Consider the following 17307-nt stretch of genomic DNA (forward strand, 5'->3'; position numbering starts at 1 on the left):
CTCAAGCACTCTCCAGGGTGCAACCTAGTGGCGGGCGGCGCCTTTCAGCGCGAGCATCTGGCGCACTTCCGCAGGGCTTGCGACCCGCTGGCCGAGTTCCTCGACGATGCGGCGGATCTTGCTCACCTGCTCCGCATTGCTCGTGGCGAGCTTGCCGCGCTCGATCATGAGATTGTCCTCGAGACCCACCCGCACGTTGCCGCCCAGGATCACGCCCATGGTGCCGAGCGGAAATTGCTGGCGGCCGGCGGCGAGCACGGAGAACTGGTAGTCATCTCCGAGCAGGCGATCGGCTGTCGCCTTCATGTGCATGAGCTGCTCGGGCGCAGGATCGATTCCGCCGAGCACCCCAAGGACGAACTGGAGGAAGATGGGGCCCTTGAGCAGGCCGCGCTTGCGGTAGAAGGCCACCGTCTGGATGTGGCCCACATCGTAGCATTCAAGCTCGAAGCGCACGCCGCGACCTTCGCCGAGATCGGACAGGATCGTCTCGATATCCTTGAAGGTATTCTGGAAGATGATGCCGCGCGTCGCCTCCAGGAAACCGGGCTCCCAATCGTGGCTCCAGTTGTCGTAACGCTCGGCCATGGGAAAGAGGCCGAAATTCATCGAGCCCATATTGAGCGAGCACATTTCCGGTTCGAGACGGCGCGCTGGCGCGAGACGCTCGTCGATGCTCATGCGCGAGCTGCCGCCCGTGGAGATGTTGAGCACCGCGTCCGTCTCCTTGGAGATCGTGGACAGGATCTCCTCAAACAGATCCGGATCCGCGCTCGGCATGCCCGTCTTCGGATCGCGCGCATGGAGATGGATGATCGCGGCACCCGCCTTGGCCGCATCGATCGCCTGACGGGCGATATCCTGCGGCGTGACCGGCAGATGCGGGCTCATGGTCGGAGTATGGATGGAACCCGTGATGGCGCAGGTGATGATGATAGGCTTGCTCATGCGGCTGCTCCGTAGGCGAGGCCGGTTTCCTTCGCGAAGGTATCGAGGCTGTCCACGAGGACGCCCATGATCTCGTCGATCTGCTCGTCGGTGACGATGAGCGGCGGGCAGACGAGGAAGTGATCGCCCAGGCGTCCGCCGCGCGTGCGCCGCGAATAAATGATCAGGCCCTTGTCGTAGGCGATGTCCACGAGCCTGTTATGAGCATTGAGCTCGACCGGTAGAGGCTCCATGGTATCGGTATTCGCCACGAGTTCGAAGGCAAGCAGCAGGCCCTTGCCGCGCACATCACCGACAAAAGAGTAACGCTGCATGAGCGCTTGGAGACGCGCCTTCAGCTTGTCGCCCTGCACGCGCGCCGCATCCACGAGCCCGAGACGATCGATCTCGCCGAGCACGGCGAGGCCCGCCGCGCAGGCCAGCGGATTGCCCGCATAGGTGAAGCCGTGGATGAAGCCGCCATTGTCGATGACCGCATCTGCGATGCGCCGATCCGCGACCATCGCGCCGAGCGGCACATAGCCCGCGCCGAAGCCCTTGGAGAAGGCGATGAGGTCCGGCCGCATTTTCCAATGGTCGCAGGCGAGATATTGCCCCGTGCGCCCGGCACCGCTCATCACCTCGTCGGCGATCAGGAGAATACCGAACTCGTCGCAGATCCGGCGAATCTCCGCGTAATAGCTGTCAGGCGCCACCAGCGCGCCGGTCGAAGCACCGCCGACCGGCTCCATGATGAAGGCCAGCACCGTCTCGGGACCCTGGCGGAGAATTTCGTCGCGCAGATAGCGGGCGTATTTCAGGCCGCGATCACGATCGCTCAGCTCATCCCGGTCGAGATAGCAGGTCGGTGCCGGGATCTTGGGCATCTCGTGCATCATCGGCGCGAAGGGCGCGCTCATGAGCGACATGCCGGTGACGCTGAGCGCCCCGAGGCTCGACCCGTGATAGGAGGGAAAGCGCGAGATGACCTTGAAGCGCGAGGACTCGCCTTTCGCCACCGCATATTGCCGGGCGAGCTTCAGGCAGCTCTCCACCGCTTCGGACCCGCCGGAGACGAAGAAGATCCGGTCGAGGCCCGGCGGCATACGGTCTGCGATCTGGCGGGCGAATTCCTCGGCGGGCTCGTTTTCGAAATGCAGGCGGTAGCCGAAGGTGGATTTCTCCATCTGGCGGCGCATGGCCTCGAGAACCACCGGGTTGGAATGGCCGATATTCGAGACCATCGCGCCGCTCGACCCGTCGAGATAGCGCTTGCCCGAGACGTCCCACATGTAGACGCCCTCGGCGCGGTCCAGGAGCGGGCGACGCAGCCGCGTCTGATAAAACAGGTTCGACATGGTTCTGGTCCTATCCTTCCCGCTATGCGCGTGTTGGAAATAAGAAACATCGCTCGACAGGAATGATCAAATAAATAGGATGAACCTTCCTCATTCATGAAAGGAATGGCCCAAAGTGACGTCGGGACGGGGGCAAAGGTTCGTATGGACCATGGACTGGAACCTGCTGCGGACCTTCATGGTCATCGTGCAGGAGAAGGGCATTACGGCGGCGGCCGAGAAGCTGCGCCTCAAGCAGCCGACGATCAGCAACGCCTTGCGTCGTCTGGAAGGGCATTTCGGCTGCCGGCTGATCGAGCGGCGTCCGGGGATCTTCGAGGTCACGCTTCCCGGCCAGCGCCTCTATGCGGAATGCGTGTCGCTGTTCGATACCGTGTCGAACCTTCATGCCCTGGTGCACGACCAGTCGGACGAGGTGACGGGCCGGGTCGAAATGGCCTTCGCAAGCCATGTGGTCTGCCCGTTCCTGGACGAGGCGGTGGCGGAGTTCCACCGGGACAATCCCCGCGTCACCTTCGCGACGACGGTGCTCTCCAGCCAGGAGGTGATTACGGCGGTGGCCCGGAAGGATGTCGCGCTCGGGGTCTGCCTGATGCACGAGCGCAATCCCAAACTGGAATTCCAGCCGCTCTACCGGGAGAGCTTCGGCTATTTTTGCGGACGCCAGCATCGCCTGTTCGGCAAGAGCGGGCTCGACCTGAAGGATTTGCGGGCCGAGCCCTATGTCTCATTCAAGACCGACCAGATGGCCGATGCCCTGTGGCCCATCGCCATGCTGCGGCAGCAGGAGGAGTTCGCCGGCCCGGTCATCGGCACCTCATCGCATCTGGAAGAGGTCAAAAGGCTCATCATCGCAGGCCTTGGCTTCGGGCCTCTCCCGATCCACGTGGTCGAGGACGATGTGCGAAAGGGGCTTCTGTGGCGGCTGCCGCCTTATGACAATCCGCCCGAGATCACGGTCTATCTGGTCCATGATCCGGCAGCCCGGCACAGCAGGGCCGAGGCTCTCCTGCTGGAGCGTCTTCTGGCGCGGATCGATGCGACGCCGCTGGAGCAGCGCACCTATCCGGTCGCAGCTTAACTCTCACGCACGCTTCAGCCCGACCCTGCGGCTTGCCTGTTCAGGCCAGCCCAAGGCATCGGAGGCGAGCTTCCAGGCTTCCAGTTTCCCGAGGATGGTTTCGGGCAGTGGCGCGGAGCGGCGCAGATCGAGATTCACGTGCATGGTCACGACTTCCAGGCTCGCCGCCACGAAGTCTTCGTCGGCACTTTTGATCTGGTGGAAGAGATGGAGGCGCTTCGCGTCGTAATCGAGAAGGCGCGTCTCGATCACGAAGGGTGCGCGGGCGGGAAGCTCGCGATGGAATACCGTGTGCAATTCGAGTGCGAAGGTCGAGCAGCGCTCCCGCGCGCGGTAATCCGGATCGATCCCGATATGATGGAGCCATGCGACGGATGCGATATCGAAGGCCGCTACATAGGCGGCGTTCGTCATGTGGCCGTTGAAGTCGATCCATTCGTCGCGAACATTCTCGCGAACCGAAATCCAGGGCGCTTCCATCAGGCTCGCTCCAGGCCGCACCATTCCGACGTGAAGAGCGCCAGAACCTCGCCGACTTCAAGAATACTGTCGAGCGACACCCATTCGTCGATGCCGTGATAGCTGCCGCCTTTCGGGCCGTAGCAGGTGGCGGGCGTTTGTCCGTAAAGCTGGAAGAAACGCACGTCGGTCGTGGCCGTGGAGGCGAGCATCATTGGCTCCGCGTGCGTGACGTTCCGATGGGCCTGCGCGAGCACGCTCATGAAGGGTGCATTGCGGTTGACGACGCATCCTTCCGCCTGGAAGCCGCGATAGGAAATTTCGATGCCTGCATGTGCCAAAGCCGGATGGCGTGCCCGCGTGGTTGCGATGCGTTCCTCCACCGCTGCCCTGACGTCTGCGAGTGGCGTGCCGGGATAGAAACCTACCCGCACCAGCATGGTGGCGGAGCAGGGCACGGTGGAGCCCCAATCGCCACCCTCGATGCGTCCGAGATTGAAGTTGAGCGGATGGGGATAGGTCGTGAATTCCGGATGGCGCAGCTCGGGCCTGTTCCATTCGGCCTCCATCGCCTGCAGGCCCTGGAAGAGCATGTGGCAGGCCAAGATCGCGTTCGATCCCACGGAGGCCTCTAGCACATGGGCGGGCTTGCCGATGACGCGGATCGTCACCCACATCACGCCGACCTGCGAGGTCATGATGGTCTGGTTGAAGGGCTCGGGAATGATGGCGGCATCCGCCTTGTCGCCGCGCGCCACGCAGGCGAGCGCGCCGTTGCCGGTGCATTCCTCTTCGATCACCGATTGGAAGGAGACAGGCGCAGCGGGCGCAAAGCCCAGATCCCGAAGCGCCTCGAAGGCCAGGCAATAGGCGAGAAGGCCGGATTTCATGTCGCCCGCGCCGCGTCCGTAGAGACGCCCATCCCGCTCAGCGAGTTCGAAGGCGGGGGTCGTCCAGAGTTCGGCCTCGCCCGGAGGCACCACGTCGATATGGCCGTTGAAGATCAGCGAACGCCCGGCCTGTCTGCCCTTTGGCTTATGCCGAGCGACCACGTTCGGGCGGTTGGTGTAATCGGAGATCACCGGTGGCGAGAAACCAGGCAAGTCGCGGATGGCGTCCACATCCACGTCGAAGGTTTCGACCGCAAGACCCATGCCCTCGAAGATCTCCGCCATGATCTCCTGCCCCGGCAGCTCGCGGCCGAGGGTGGTATCGGCGCGAACGAGCCGGCGAAGGCGCTCGACGACCTCGCTGCGTCTGGCCGCGATGGCCTTGCGCAGATCATTTCGGAAGGCTTGGTCCTGGTGCATGGGATCCTCAGGGAGGAAGAAGAGGAGGGAAGAGCACAGCCGGGCCTTGAGGTCCCGTCAAATAGAAACGACCAATGGATTGCATTCGCCTGTGCTATGAAGGGGCTTTGTGGCCATTCAGCATAACAATCGAAGCTATTTTAAATATCTATTTGCGAAATGCCCTTAGCGCGCTTCTCTTAGAGCGTCTGGGGAAAGTGTAGGGTCTATCCCTCATAGCAAAAATGCAGCCTCACCCTGAGGAGGACCGCTAGGTCCGTCTCGAAGGGCGAGGCGTCTCCAGCGCCCACTGGCTCCTCCTTCGAGACGCCGCTTTGCGGCTCCTCAGGATGAGGGCTGTGAATTTTGTGAGGCGCTCTGAGAGTCTGGAAACACAACAAGTGACTGCAGGGGGATTATGGAAATCATGACGGACAAGAGCTTTCCCGATTTCGGCCTGACCCCCGAGGAGCGCCGCCGCGCCGTGTTCGGCCATTATTACGAACAGCCCGGCATGGACGGAGCCCGGGGCGAGATCTGGTGCTATACCGACCGCTATTCCTATCGCGCCGGAGAGACTGTCAGGCTCTTTGTCAGCTCCACGGCTGAGCGCTACCGGCTTAAGATCGTGCGCGACGGCGGTCGCGAGACGTTGGTTTCAACCGTCGAGGGTTTGAGCGCCCGCTGGCAGGATACGCCGGATCAATGCTCCGTCACCGGCTGCGGCTGGATGGATTCGCACGCCTTCCGCATCCCGACCGAGTGGCCCTCGGGCGCCTATCGCATCACCCTGACGGCGGAGGGCCGCGACGGAAGGCTCATCACCTGTCATCATCTCTTCATCCTGCGTCCCGATGCAGGAGCAAAGCGCGGACGCGTCCTGCAGGTGGCGGCGACCGGCACCTGGACCGCCTACAACACCTGGGGCGGTTCCAACTCCTACCAGGGCATCACCGGCCCGCAGCGGAACCAGTACGCGCCCGTGGTCAGCATCGAGCGGCCGTTCTGCCGCGGCTTCGTGGTGCTGCCGCCGGATGCTCCGCGCGTGCCCTTGGATGTTCCGATCCCACCCGCCATGACGCCGCGCTATCCGCATATGGAATGGGCCTATGCGCGTGGCTACAGCAAGAAATACACGTCCTCCGGCTGGGCGAGCTACGACAGCCATTTCTTCCGCTGGGCGGAGCGCGCCGGTTACCAGGTCGATCTCGCGAGCCAGCACGAACTGCATTTCACGCCGGAGATCCTCGACGGCTATGACTGCATCGTCTGCGTGGGCCACGACGAATACTGGACCTGGGAGATGCGCGACGCGGTCGAGGCCTATGTGCGCAAGGGCGGCAATGTCGCGCGCTTTGCCGGCAACTTCATGTGGCAGACGCGGCTCGAGGACGAAGGCCGCCGTCAGGTCTGCTACAAGTATCGTGTCGAGGAGGACCCGATCCTCCAAAGTGGCGATCCAAGGCGACTGAGCACGTCTTGGGAAGATCCGCGCGTCGGCCGTCCGGGCTCCGAGACCTTCGGGCTTCTCGCGACGCGCGGGCTCTATGTCGGCTGGGGCGGCTGCGCGCCGCGCGGCGTTCGCGGCTTCCCAATCTATCGGCCCGAGCATTGGGCCTTCGCCGGAACGGGCATCTATTACGGCGATCTGCTCGGAGCGGATTCGCATGTCTTCGGATACGAGGTCGATGGCCTCGACTACGTGATCGAGAACGGCCTGCCGCGTCCCGCTGATGACAGCGGTGCGCCGGAGGGCCTCCAGATCCTCGGGCTCGGTATGTCGTCCCTCAAGGAAGAGAGCGCCGATATTCCGGCGGATGACCAGTTCCTCTCCGACGAGGATGCGCTTTTCGTCGCCCGCACTCTCGTGGGCAACGACGGTCCCGAGGCGGTCGAGAAGATCAAGCGCGGTGCCGGCATGATCGTCAATTTCTCCATGGGCCGGGGTGAGGTATTCCACGCGGGCAGCTGCGAATGGGTCGCGGGCCTGCTGCGGCAGGACCCCATGGTCGAACGCGTGACTGCCAATGTTCTCGATCATTATCTGGGTGGACACAAAGCATGAGTGCCATGATCCGCAACGCCAATCCGGACGATCTCGGCACGGTCGCGTTCATGCTGCAGCAACTGGGGCATCACGTGGGTTACAAGCCGAAGGTGACCGCTGAAGACCTTATGGCTTTCGGCCCGCATGGGCGAGGCGACTTCACGATCCTGGTGGCGGAAGTCGAGGGCAACATTCTCGGCATCCTGCTCTATTCCATCGTGTTCTCGGCTTGGCGCGGACGCCCGGGGATTTACGTGTCGGATATCTTCGTCGCCGACGCCGCGCGCGGCCTCGGCCTTGGCACGCAGCTTATGCGCGCCGCCATCGCCGGCGAGCTACCGCGCGGCGCCGCCTATCTCAAGCTCGAGGTCGACCGCAAGAACGAGACGGGCCTCGGCTTCTACGAAAAGCGCGGCTTCCGACGCAGCGATTCCGACCACACGATGGTTATGGAAGAAGCGATGATGCGGCAGCTGTGAATGCGGGGGTTCGGCATACGAGCCGATCACCTCACCCTAAGCCAGCGCATCACGCAAGGGATGCCGCCGTCGCCGTTAAACCGCAGAAAACGCCGCTATTGTGATGCCGGCTCGTCCTGATGATGCCGGCTATTTGTGGGGTTTTGCTGCAACCATTCCACCAGAAGCACATAGCTGACGGCGAGAAGCACGGGGCCGACGAATAAGCCGAGAAGCCCATCGACGATCACGCCGCCGATGACGCCCAGCAGAATGACCGGCATGGGCACGTCCAGTCCTCTGCCGAGCATCAATGGTCTCAAAAGATTGTCGCTCAGTCCGACAACGATGTTCCAGACGAGAAAGATGATGGCCACCTGCGTCGCCTCGGTCGCGAAGACATAGATGACGACGGGAAGCACCAGCAAAAGCAAGGGGATCTGCATGATTCCCAGCAAGAGCGCGATGAGCGTCAGAGGACCGGCAGCCTGAAGCCCGATGACGAAGAAGCCGACACCTAAGAGCATCGCCTGGATGAGTGCCACGCCAACCACTCCGAGTCCGACACCGCGAATCGTGGCCGCGGTCAACGCCACCAACTGAACTGCGCGCGTCGTGCTTCCGGTGACACGGACCAGCAAACGGCGGGCGAACTCGGCAGCCCCCTTGCCATAGGCGATGAGCACGGCGGCAATCGCGAATGAAAGAACGAATGACAGCTCTCCAAGGGCCAAGCCGCCGGCGAACGACCCCAGCCAGGTCAGGGGGCCGCTCAGGAGATGGCCGTATTTGGTGAGAGCCGCTGGCAGGTTGGTGGCGACAAGAGCCCAGATCTCCGTCAGCTTTTTGCCGATCAGCGGGGCGCTATCGAGCCATAGCGGCGGCGGCGGCATGATTAACTCGCGGCTCTGCAAGCTCGAGATCAGCGAGTAGAGTGACGTCGCAAGCGATGTCACCACGATGACCATCGGTCCCAACATGACCGCAACGCCGATCACCCCTATCAGCAGCGCCGACCAGCGCTGCCCAAGATAGGCGGCGAGGCGCAGGTGCAGCGGATACAGCATCACCGCCAGAATCGCAGACCACATCAGAATGAAAGCAAACGGCAGCACGATTCGGGCGCAGGCATAAACAAGCACAGCCACCAGCCCGATCCGAAGCGTGGTGTCGAACATGGTCGACGATTCGGGTCCGGTGCCAAGGTCGGGCGCATTCTGGTCCATCGATTCGTCCCCTTGCACCATCCCACGCTACGTTCTCGCGCATTCGCGGAAACGCGCGCTTCTGTGTGCAAACAGCCCCCATCCGCCTAGGACTCGTTTACACATGAGGGGAGGCTCGGCTTCGCTGAATATATCGGGACGACAGCTCAGCGTCTGCCCACCCGATTGACCGGACCGCCACGGTTCATCGGTGTTCCAGGCCGCACTCCAACACCTGGAGCACCGACGCCCGGGGTCACCACGGCGCGCGCGACCGGCCGCGGCCTCAACACAACGCCGGGCCGCACGACACAGCCGACAGGATAGTTGATGTACTGGCAGTAAACCACGGCACTGGCCTCCTCAGTACTCGCGGCGATGAATCCAGCGATGAGCGCCGACAAGGCGATCAGGAGCTTCATGTTCTGCCTCCTTGATAATCACCAGATGAATTTCGGCCCTTCCATCCAGAAATGCTTGATCGATCAGGACAAGGCATTGACCGTTTCGGCCAAAGATTTGCTCTGCCTTAAGCTGTGGGGCAGAGCGAGGGCGATTAGCGTGCGATCGAACTTCGCCTCAGCTTTGCCCCGCTCAATCCGAACGCGCAGCCAGCAAATCTTACCGTGCAGTTGCAGATGCTCGGGAAGTCGAGGCATTCAGCGTTCGCCGGGCTCTTCTGTGCCAAACGGCGCGCTAAACCGATTGAAAGAAAACGTTTTCTAGAAAAATCAGCAGCCTAGATAAGGCCTTGGTGGAGCTGAGGGGATTCGAACCCCTGACCTCTGCAGTGCGATTGCAGCGCTCTCCCATCTGAGCTACAGCCCCGGTCGGTTCAAGACCAAGCGGGCCGATTTTTAGGCCTCCCGGCTTGGGTCGTCAATCGGCCAGAGGGGCCGGGAAAGGCCGTCTTTCGGAGGAGGGCGCCGGCTTTTGTGCCTTGACGGGTTGTTCAGCCCCGCTTGGAAGGTTACATGAGCAACGCCCGATCCTGACAGGTTTCCCATGCGCGCGCTTCTTGAAGTCATTTTGATTGCCTTGCAGATCTACAGCTACCTCATCATCGCCTCGGCGATCTTGAGCTGGCTCGTCGCCTTCAACGTGGTCAATACCCGCAGCGAGTTCGTCCGTTCGGTCTGGAAATTCCTGGATGCGGTGACCGAGCCGGCCCTGCGCCCGATCCGCAGCATCATGCCCAATCTCGGCGGCGTCGATATCTCGCCCGTGATCCTGATCCTGCTCATCATTTTCATCCAGAAGCTGATCGTCGATTACCTGATGCCGATCGCCTTCTAAGGGATGCCGGACATGCCCTGGCGCATCCGCCCTGAAGGCATCGAGGTCCGTGTGCGCGTGACGCCCAAAGGCGGGCGCGATGCCATCGACGGGGTGGAGGCGCTCTCCGATGGCAGGCCGGTTCTCAAGGTCCGGGTGCGGGCCGCGCCCGAGGACGGGGCCGCCAACGAAGGTGTGAGGCGGCTTCTCGCCAAGGCGCTGGGGCGTCCGGCCTCCGCCGTGACCCTCGAAGCCGGCGCCACCGCCCGGCTGAAAACCTTTCTGATCGCCGGCGAGGGAGAAGCTCTCGCCAAAGACATCGCCGCTGTGACAGGACGCTAACCCATGACCGCCACGATCATCGACGGAAAAGCCTATGCGGAGGGCCTTCGCGCCCGCATCGCCCATGCGGTCGGGGATCTGTCGGCGAAAGGCGTGACGCCGGGGCTCGCCGTGGTGATCGTGGGCGAGGATCCGGCAAGCCAGCTCTATGTGAAGAACAAGGCCAAGCAGACGGTGGAAGTGGGCATGCGCTCCTTCGAGCATGTGCTGCCCGCCTCAACCTCTGAAGCCGAGCTTTTGGACCTTGTCGCGCAACTCAATGCCGATCCGGCGGTGGACGGCATTCTCGTGCAGCTGCCGCTGCCCAAGCAGATCGATGCGCAGAAGGTGATCGAGGCCATCGATCCGGCGAAGGACGTGGATGGCTTTCATCCGATCAATGCGGGCAAGCTCATGACCGGCGTGCCCGGTCTCATTTCCTGCACGCCGCTCGGCTGCCTGCTGCTCATCCAATCCGTGCGCCGGGATCTTGCGGGCCTCAATGCCGTGGTGGTGGGACGCTCCAACATCGTCGGCAAGCCGATGGCGCAGCTCCTCATCGCGCAGAGCTGCACGGTGACGGTGGCTCATTCCAGGACCCGCGATCTTCCAAAGGTGTGCCGCGAGGCCGACATCCTCGTTGCTGCCGTCGGGCGGCCCGAGATGGTGAAGGGCGATTGGGTGAAGTCCGGCGCCATCGTGATCGATGTGGGCATCAACCGCGTGCCGAATCCCACTGCTGGCGAGGGCAAGACCAAAGTTGTCGGCGATGTGGCCTATGCGGAGGCGGCAAATGTGGCATCCGCCATCACGCCGGTTCCCGGCGGGGTTGGCCCGATGACCATCGCGTGTCTGCTTCGCAACACGCTGGAGGCCGCCTGCCTGCGCCGCGGCCTCCCCATGCCTCAGGTCGATTTCGCGGCTTAGTTCAGTTCGCCGCGAAGCAATACAGCAAGCCCGCTCCCCCGGTGCCCTTCAGAGCATCCTGGCTGCATCCGCCCCGCGACGCGTGGGAGGAGTTCCAGGATTTCGCCGGTGGGGATTCGTCCAGGCCCGTGCGGTCGTGATGCCCGAGCATCGCGGCGCCGTCCGCGCCGCTCTTCGTCCAATTGCCGCAAGTCATGTCTTGGTTGCCCGCGAAGGCGGTGCCGTCGGTCTGCGATCCGGTGAGAATGTCGTGCTCGTTCGGCTGGTCGCCCCGGCCCTTCACCATCGTGCCCTTCTCGGTCAGCGCAGTCTGCTTGTTGAGATTATTGTTGGCGCTGTGCAGGTCCGCCACATCCTTGGCGATTACGGTGCCCTTGGCGTTTTGCCAGGGCCCGCGGCCGATCCGGTCCTTCGCGTTGATGGCGGTCGCGCCACCCATGGCCTGCGTGGAGAGATAGGCCCGCCATGTCTTGCCACGAATGCCGGCGGCCTCGGCGAGGGTCTGGCAATGCCGGTCCGCACCTTCCAGGCCTCCGAGATCGGCGCCCTTTCCGGAGCCAACGCTGGTCACGAAAAAACTCGTGTCGGCCGAAGCCGTCTGCGCCAACGCCGTTCCCGGCAAGGCGAGGGCCAGAAGGCCGATAAAGGCCGAGAGCGATACGCCGTTCGTTCCACGCATTGTTTCCTCCAAGAATGAGTTTTTAAGGCCCCCTTGTTCAAAGACAGTTTTGAAACAGAGATCATTCCCCGATCACGGCGATGTGATGACATATCTCCTCACGAACCTTGCCGCAGATGCTGCGCCAGCTGGCGCGCTGATGGAGCCAAGTCCTTGAGGGAGCGGATGCAGAGCGTCAGGTCGCGGGCGGCCCAGGGATCCTCCAGGGCGACAGCGTGGATCGCCATGGTGCGGGCGGCGCGTTGCGCCGTGGTCTCGGGCACGATGCCGACGCCCACGCCCGCCTCCACCATGCGGCAGACCGCATCGAAGCTTCTGAGCTGAACGCGCAGGCGCAGGGGCCTACCGATGCGGCTCGCCTTGGCCGACAGGAAACGCTGGAGGGCGCTTGCTCGATCAAGACCGACGAAATCGTGCTCCAGCACTTCGGTGAAGGCGATGCTCGGGCGGGAGGCGAGGGCGTGATCTTTCGGGACCACAAGCACGAAGCGGTCGCTGCGGAACGGATAGGTCTCGAGCTGGCCCGTATCCACCGTGCCTGCCACGATGCCGATATCGCCCACGCCCTCGGCGATCAGTCCCACGATCTCGTCGCTTAGGCGCTCTTCCAGGTCGATGGAGACCTGGGGATGCTGGGCCAGAAATGCTCCGAGGGATTCCGGCAGGAACTCGGTGAGGGCGTTGGTATTGGAGAGAATCCGGATCTGGCCCGCCAAGCCCCCGGTAAAGGAGCCCAGGTCCTCCTTCAGCTTCTCGGCCTGGGCGAGCAGGGTCCGGGCATGCTGGAGCAGGGTGCGGCCTGCGGGGGTCAGGGTCACGCCCGCCCGGGTGCGCAGGAGGAGGGGAGCCCCCAAGGACTTCTCCATGTTGCGGATGCGGGTGCTCGCCGCGGCCAGCGCCAGATGGGCCCGCTCGGCCCCGTGGGTGATGCTGCCTGCCTCCACCACATGGCGGAAGAGGCTCAAATCCGTCAGATCGAATTGCATAGGTTTCCTTCGTCATTGGCGAAGGGAGATAAGAATAATTAAAAATTGTGCATTAAGCGAGGGGAGGGCATTCTTCGCCGCTGACGAAGTGTGCCTCTTGTTTCCATCTTGGGCGGAAGGCGCATTGCGGTGTTCCCGCGCTTCCGTTACGAACCATTCCAAACTAGGGCGACGCTCGGGTCGCCGATCAGGAGTGAAAGCTATGGCTGAGGCGAAAGTGGCCCCGCGGCCCTTGTCCCCGCATCTTCAGGTTTACCGGTGGAGCTGGACGATGGCCATGTCCATCTTCCACCGCGCCACGGGCACTGCCCTTTATTTCGGCATCGCGCTCTTCGCGATCTGGCTCGTGGCCCTGGCCTCCGGCCCTTCGGCTTTCGATGCCGTGCAATGGTTCTTCGGCTCGCCCATCGGCTACCTGATCCTGTTCGGCTACACCTGGACGCTCATGCACCACATGCTCGGCGGCGTGCGCCACCTAGTGTGGGACTTCGGCTACGGCATGGAGCCGGCCCAGCGCATCAACATGGCCCGCTTCACCCTCGTCGGCTCGATCGCGCTCACCGTCGCGATTTGGGCGATTGCCTTCCTCGTATTCTAAGGAGACGCAAACATGGCCGACAACAGGGCTGATACCCGCGTTTCCATGCGCACCCCGCTCGCCCGCGTGAAGGGCCTCGGCGCTGCCGGGCACGGCGTCGAGCATTGGTGGATCCACCGCGTCACGGCGGTGGCGAACGTTCCGCTCATCATCTCTTTCGTGATCATCGTCGCGGCACTGGCAAGCACGCCGTCCTATCAGGATGCGATTGCCATCATCTCGCATCCGCTGATCGCGATCATCCTGCTTCTCGCCGTGCTATCGGTGGTGAACCACATGCGGCTCGGCATGCAGATCATCATCGAGGATTACGTGCACGAGAAGGGCTACAAGATCGTCGCCCTCATCGCGAACAACTTCTACGCCACGATCGTCGGCGTGGCGTGCGTCTACGCCATCCTGAAGGTCAGCCTCGGCCGCATCCTGGTTTAAGGAATTCTCTCATGGCTCAAGCAACGAACGGCAAGGCCTACACCATTATCGACCACACCTTCGACGTGGTGGTCGTGGGTGCCGGCGGCGCAGGCCTTCGTGCCACCGTCGGCTGCTCGCAGGCCGGCCTTCGCACCGCCTGCATCACCAAGGTTTTTCCCACCCGCTCGCACACGGTGGCGGCGCAGGGCGGCATTTCCGCCTCGCTCGGCAACATGGGTCCGGACGATTGGCGCTGGCACATGTACGACACCGTGAAGGGCTCGGACTGGCTCGGCGACCAGGATGCCATCGAGTATCTCGTGCGCAACGCGCCCGCCGCCGTCTATGAGCTGGAGCACTGGGGCGTTCCCTTCTCCCGCACGGCGGAAGGCAAGATCTATCAGCGTCCCTTCGGCGGCATGACCACCGAGTTCGGCAAGGGTACCGCGCAGCGCACCTGCGCCGCCGCCGACCGTACCGGCCACGCGATCCTGCATACGCTCTACGGACAGGCCGTTCGCAACCAGACGAACTTCTTCATCGAGTATTTCGCTCTCGACCTGATGATGGATTCGGAAGGCCGCTGCATCGGTGTCGTGGCTCTCAACCAGTCCACCGGCGAGATCCACCGCTTCCGCGCCCATATGACGATCCTCGCCACGGGCGGCTATGGACGTGCGTACTTCTCCGCGACCTCGGCCCATACCTGCACGGGCGACGGCAACGCCATGGTGCTGCGCGCCGGCCTGCCGCTGCAGGACATGGAGTTCGTGCAGTTCCACCCCACCGGCATCTACGGTTCGGGCTGCCTCATCACCGAGGGCGCGCGCGGCGAGGGCGGTTACCTGACGAACTCGGAAGGTGAGCGCTTCATGGAGCGTTACGCACCCTCCGCAAAGGACCTTGCTTCCCGTGACGTGGTCTCCCGCGCGATGACCATGGAAATCCGCGCCGGCCGCGGCGTGGGCAAGAACAAGGACCACATCTACCTCCATCTCGATCACCTCGATCCGAAGATCCTGCACGAGCGCCTGCCCGGCATTTCGGAAAGCGCGAAGATTTTTGCTGGCGTCGACGTGACGAAGGAGCCGATCCCGGTTCTGCCGACCGTGCACTACAACATGGGCGGCATCCCCACGAATTATCACGGCGAAGTGCTGACCTTGAAGAACGGCAACCCCGACACGGTGGTGCCAGGCCTCATGGCGCTTGGTGAGGCGGCCTGCGTGTCCGTGCACGGCGCGAACCGCCTCGGCTCCAATTCGCTCATCGACCTCGTGGTGTTCGGCCGCGCGGCGGGTCTTCGCTGCGCCGAGATCCTGGAGCCGAATGCCCGTCATGCGGACCTGCCGAAGAGTGCCGACGAGCTCGCGCTCTCGCGTCTCGACAAGTTCCGCTATGCCAACGGCTCGACCTCGACCGCCGAGCTGCGCCTTCAGATGCAGAAGACCATGCAGAACAACTGCGCGGTGTTCCGCACCGGCGAGGTTCTGGAAGAAGGCCGCAAGCTCATCCACGACGTGTGGAACGCGAGCGCCGACATCAAGGTCACGGACCGTTCGCTCATCTGGAACACCGACCTTCTCGAGACGCTCGAGTTCGACAACCTCATCGGCCAGGCCGTCGTCACGATGGAAGGCGCCGCCAACCGTCAGGAATCGCGCGGTGCTCACGCCCGTGAGGACTTCTCGGAGCGCGACGACAAGAACTGGATGAAGCACACGCTGGCATGGCTCGACGACACCTCGCACAAGGTGACCCTCGATTACCGTCCGGTGCACACCTACACCATGTCGAACGACATCCAGTACATCGAGCCGAAGGCTCGCGTGTACTAAGGAAGACAGCAACGATGGCTCAGTTCACGCTTCCCAAGAACTCAAAGTACACCGAAGGCAAGACCTGGCCGAAGCCGGATGGTGCCTCGAACGTCCAGGAATTCCGCATCTATCGCTGGAATCCGGATGACGGCGCCAATCCGCGCATCGACACCTATTATGTCGACCGTGACGATTGCGGACCGATGGTTCTCGACGCACTTTTGTGGATCAAGAACAACGTCGACTCGACGCTGGTTTTCCGCCGCTCGTGCCGCGAAGGCATCTGCGGCTCCTGCGCCATGAACATCATGGGCGGCAACACGCTGGCCTGTACACTCGGTATCGACGATTGCGCGTCGGATTCGATCAAGATCTATCCGCTGCCGCACATGCCGGTGCTGAAGGATCTGGTGCCGGACCTCACGAGCTTCTTCGCCCAGCACGCCTCCATCCAGCCCTGGCTGCAGACGGAGACGGCGGAGCCCGAGACCGAATGGCGCCAGACGCCGGAGGAGCGCTCCAAGCTCGATGGCCTCTACGAGTGCATTCTCTGCGCCTGCTGCACCACCTCCTGCCCGAGCTATTGGTGGAACGGCGACCGCTTCCTCGGCCCGGCAGCTTTGCTCCAGGCCTATCGCTGGCTGATCGACTCGCGCGATGAAGCCACCGGCGAGCGCCTCGACAACCTGCATGATCCCTTCCGGCTCTATCGCTGCCACACGATCATGAACTGCGCCAACACCTGCCCGAAGGGCCTGAATCCGGCAAAGGCCATTGCCGAGGTGAAGAAGATGATGGTGGCTCGCGCTGTCTGATCGGACAAAAAGCCTAGCGCAACGTTAGCGTTTTACTGTAACACTCCGGGCGTGACCTTCTGGTTCGCGCCCGGAGTTTTTTAATGCCCATTCTTCTCGCCATTATCGGCGCGCTCGGCGCCGCCGCCTTCTGGTACTACCGCCTTCGCGATGTCGGCCATGCGGCCGGCGAAGTTGTCGATGCAGCCCAGCGGGCGCGTGGCGCCTATCGGCGTAAAGCGTTCCGTAAGAAGGCCGAAAGCTCGGCCATCGAGGCGGTGGACGATCCGGCTGCTGCGGCTGTGGCCATGCTTATCGGGCTTGCCAATGAGCGTGGCGAGCTGAGCGTGGCGGCGGAAGAAACGATCAAGGCCGAGATGCAGCACGTGATGGGCTTGAGCGACATCACGGAAAACTTCACCTTCGCCAAGTGGGTGGCGGGGCATGCCACCGATCCCAATACGCTCTCGCTCAAATTCGCCAAGCTCTGGATCGCCAAGCTCGACGAAACGCAGCGGGTGGATGTCTATGACATGGCCAAGCGCGTCATCGAGGTCGATGGCGAACCGACCCATGGCCAGATCGGCGCGCTGAAGGCCTTGCGTGACCGGCTCGGCTTGACACGCACCTGATCTCTGCCATTTGACGATAGCCGCAACAATCTCTCCC

Annotated in this window: 19 protein-coding genes and 1 tRNA gene; 11 read left to right on the plus strand and 9 right to left on the minus strand. The window is 62.9% G+C overall.

Going from position 1 to position 17307, the window contains the following annotated elements; translation table 11 throughout:
• Positions 1–24: 24 nt before the first annotated feature.
• Together kce and MJ639_RS08115 are read right to left on the minus strand one after the other, a co-directional pair.
• Positions 25–948, minus strand: a complete 924-nt coding sequence (gene kce, locus MJ639_RS08110; RefSeq protein WP_243370162.1) for a 3,5-dioxohexanoate:acetyl-CoA acetone transferase — start codon at positions 946–948, stop codon at positions 25–27.
• A complete protein-coding gene (locus MJ639_RS08115; protein WP_243370164.1) occupies positions 945–2285 on the minus strand; it encodes an aminotransferase family protein in 1341 nt (446 codons plus the stop codon). Before MJ639_RS08115 ends, kce begins: the two co-directional genes overlap by 4 nt.
• 151 nt (positions 2286–2436) lie before the next feature.
• Between MJ639_RS08115 and MJ639_RS08120 the strand changes: the two genes are divergently transcribed.
• On the plus strand, positions 2437–3366 hold the full coding sequence (locus tag MJ639_RS08120; RefSeq protein ID WP_243370166.1) for a LysR family transcriptional regulator: 930 nt from the start codon (positions 2437–2439) through the stop codon (positions 3364–3366).
• Between the two features lie 3 nt (positions 3367–3369).
• Here MJ639_RS08120 and MJ639_RS08125 read toward each other — a convergent pair whose 3' ends face one another.
• Both MJ639_RS08125 and MJ639_RS08130 read right to left on the minus strand, forming a co-directional pair.
• Positions 3370–3846 carry a thioesterase family protein gene (locus MJ639_RS08125; protein WP_243370168.1) on the minus strand — a complete coding sequence of 159 codons (477 nt, stop codon included), beginning with the start codon at positions 3844–3846 and terminating at the stop codon, positions 3370–3372.
• On the minus strand, positions 3846–5135 hold the full coding sequence (locus MJ639_RS08130; RefSeq protein WP_243370170.1) for an ArgE/DapE family deacylase: 1290 nt from the start codon (positions 5133–5135) through the stop codon (positions 3846–3848). Before MJ639_RS08130 ends, MJ639_RS08125 begins: the two co-directional genes overlap by 1 nt.
• A gap of 406 nt (positions 5136–5541) precedes the next feature.
• Between MJ639_RS08130 and MJ639_RS08135 the strand changes: the two genes are divergently transcribed.
• Both MJ639_RS08135 and MJ639_RS08140 read left to right on the plus strand, forming a co-directional pair.
• Positions 5542–7179, plus strand: coding sequence for a N,N-dimethylformamidase beta subunit family domain-containing protein (locus tag MJ639_RS08135; RefSeq protein ID WP_243370172.1), 1638 nt, complete (start codon positions 5542–5544; stop codon positions 7177–7179).
• Entirely contained in the window at positions 7176–7640 is a 465-nt protein-coding gene (locus tag MJ639_RS08140) for a GNAT family N-acetyltransferase (RefSeq protein WP_243370174.1), read from the plus strand. Before MJ639_RS08135 ends, MJ639_RS08140 begins: the two co-directional genes overlap by 4 nt.
• Positions 7641–7735: 95 nt before the next feature.
• On the opposite strand, the gene MJ639_RS08145 is transcribed toward MJ639_RS08140, so the two are convergent.
• The 3 genes from MJ639_RS08145 to MJ639_RS08155 all read right to left on the minus strand — a co-directional run bounded on the left by MJ639_RS08145 (position 7736) and on the right by MJ639_RS08155 (position 9652).
• Positions 7736–8845, minus strand: a complete 1110-nt coding sequence (locus MJ639_RS08145) for an AI-2E family transporter (RefSeq protein WP_243370176.1) — start codon at positions 8843–8845, stop codon at positions 7736–7738.
• A gap of 146 nt (positions 8846–8991) precedes the next feature.
• Positions 8992–9246, minus strand: a complete 255-nt coding sequence (locus MJ639_RS08150) for a hypothetical protein (RefSeq protein WP_243370178.1) — start codon at positions 9244–9246, stop codon at positions 8992–8994.
• Between the two features lie 330 nt (positions 9247–9576).
• Positions 9577–9652, minus strand: a tRNA-Ala gene (locus MJ639_RS08155).
• Between the two features lie 177 nt (positions 9653–9829).
• Between MJ639_RS08155 and MJ639_RS08160 the strand changes: the two genes are divergently transcribed.
• From MJ639_RS08160 to folD, 3 genes are read left to right on the plus strand one after another with little or no spacing between them, the layout of a single operon-like run.
• Positions 9830–10120 (plus strand): YggT family protein, encoded by a 291-nt coding sequence (locus MJ639_RS08160; protein ID WP_243370180.1) that lies wholly within the window; start codon positions 9830–9832, stop codon positions 10118–10120.
• Between the two features lie 12 nt (positions 10121–10132).
• Entirely contained in the window at positions 10133–10441 is a 309-nt protein-coding gene (locus MJ639_RS08165) for a DUF167 family protein (protein ID WP_243370182.1), read from the plus strand.
• 3 nt (positions 10442–10444) lie between these two features.
• On the plus strand, positions 10445–11347 hold the full coding sequence (gene folD, locus MJ639_RS08170; RefSeq protein WP_243370183.1) for a bifunctional methylenetetrahydrofolate dehydrogenase/methenyltetrahydrofolate cyclohydrolase FolD: 903 nt from the start codon (positions 10445–10447) through the stop codon (positions 11345–11347).
• 1 nt (position 11348) lies between these two features.
• On the opposite strand, the gene MJ639_RS08175 is transcribed toward folD, so the two are convergent.
• Together MJ639_RS08175 and MJ639_RS08180 are read right to left on the minus strand one after the other, a co-directional pair.
• The gene (locus MJ639_RS08175; RefSeq protein WP_243370185.1) at positions 11349–12026 is read right to left on the minus strand and encodes a hypothetical protein; all 678 of its coding nucleotides are present in this window, start codon (positions 12024–12026) and stop codon (positions 11349–11351) included.
• A gap of 98 nt (positions 12027–12124) precedes the next feature.
• Positions 12125–13012, minus strand: a complete 888-nt coding sequence (locus MJ639_RS08180) for a LysR family transcriptional regulator (protein ID WP_243370187.1) — start codon at positions 13010–13012, stop codon at positions 12125–12127.
• 202 nt (positions 13013–13214) lie between these two features.
• On the opposite strand from MJ639_RS08180, the gene sdhC reads away from it, so the two are divergent.
• The 5 genes from sdhC to MJ639_RS08205 all read left to right on the plus strand — a co-directional run bounded on the left by sdhC (position 13215) and on the right by MJ639_RS08205 (position 17270).
• Positions 13215–13610: a succinate dehydrogenase, cytochrome b556 subunit gene (gene sdhC / locus MJ639_RS08185; protein WP_243370189.1), complete on the plus strand. Its 396-nt coding sequence runs from the start codon at positions 13215–13217 to the stop codon at positions 13608–13610.
• A gap of 12 nt (positions 13611–13622) precedes the next feature.
• Positions 13623–14042, plus strand: a complete 420-nt coding sequence (gene sdhD / locus MJ639_RS08190) for a succinate dehydrogenase, hydrophobic membrane anchor protein (RefSeq protein WP_243370191.1) — start codon at positions 13623–13625, stop codon at positions 14040–14042.
• Between the two features lie 11 nt (positions 14043–14053).
• Positions 14054–15862, plus strand: coding sequence for a succinate dehydrogenase flavoprotein subunit (gene sdhA / locus MJ639_RS08195; protein WP_243370194.1), 1809 nt, complete (start codon positions 14054–14056; stop codon positions 15860–15862).
• A gap of 14 nt (positions 15863–15876) precedes the next feature.
• A complete protein-coding gene (locus MJ639_RS08200; RefSeq protein ID WP_243370196.1) occupies positions 15877–16659 on the plus strand; it encodes a succinate dehydrogenase iron-sulfur subunit in 783 nt (260 codons plus the stop codon).
• A gap of 83 nt (positions 16660–16742) precedes the next feature.
• On the plus strand, positions 16743–17270 hold the full coding sequence (locus tag MJ639_RS08205) for a hypothetical protein (protein WP_243370198.1): 528 nt from the start codon (positions 16743–16745) through the stop codon (positions 17268–17270).
• The last annotated feature ends 37 nt before the right edge of the window (positions 17271–17307 follow it).

The organism is Microvirga solisilvae, assembly GCF_022808595.1.
GTDB lineage: Bacteria > Pseudomonadota > Alphaproteobacteria > Rhizobiales > Beijerinckiaceae > Microvirga > Microvirga solisilvae.